1 protein-coding gene is annotated in these 803 nt (G+C 69.9%); it reads right to left on the bottom strand.

All coding sequences use genetic code 11. The features are described from left to right. Window positions 1-136: 136 nt before the first annotated feature. Window positions 137-803: SDR family oxidoreductase (locus tag AC5RUJ_RS17510; RefSeq protein ID WP_494156411.1), on the bottom strand; the 667-nt coding region annotated here is incomplete at its 5' end.

The following is an 803-nucleotide window of genomic DNA, read 5'->3' on the forward strand; positions in this document are numbered from 1 at the left end:
TACACGGTGCAGAACACTCTTCCCCCCCCCGCCGCTCTCCCGATCGCGGCCGGGGGTCCCCACACGCCGGTGCGCAGGGTACCGCCGCGGACCGGCACGTCCAGGGCGGCATAGGGCAGGGCTGCGGGTTCGGCGCTCATCGGCTGGACCATCCGCCGTCCATCGTGTAGGACGCGCCGGTGACCATGCCGGCGTCGGGCCCCGCGAGCCAGCACACCAGCGAGGCCACTTCGTGCGGCTCGACCAGGCGCTTGACGGCGCTTTCGGTGAGCATCACCTTCGCCACCACTTCTTCCGGCGGCAGCTGGTGCATCCGGGCCTGGTCGGCAATCTGCTTCTCGACCAGCGGCGTCTTCACGTACCCGGGATTGATGCAGTTGCTGGTCACCCCGTGCGCGCCGCCCTCCAGCGCGGTGACCTTCGAGAGGCCCTCCAGCCCGTGCTTGGCGGAGACGTACGCGGATTTGTAGGCCGACGCCCGCAGCCCGTGCACGGAGGAGACGTTGATGATCCGGCCGAAACCGCGCTGGTACATGCCCGGCAGCGCCGCGCGGATCAGCAGGAACGGGGATTCGAGCATCAGGCGAAGCATCAGCCTGAAGGCCTCCGGGTCGAACTCCTCGATGGGGTTGATCCGCTGTATCCCGGCATTGTTGACCAGGATGTCGGTGTCCACCGCCGCCGTTTCCAGCGCCCGGGTGTCGCTGAGGTCCACCTGCCACGGGACCCCGCCGATCTCCTGCGCCACCCGTTCGGCGGCCGCGCCGTCCAGGTCGGCCACGGTGACCTTCGCGCCGCGGTCG

This window comes from Arthrobacter sp. Y3223164, from assembly GCF_059091005.1.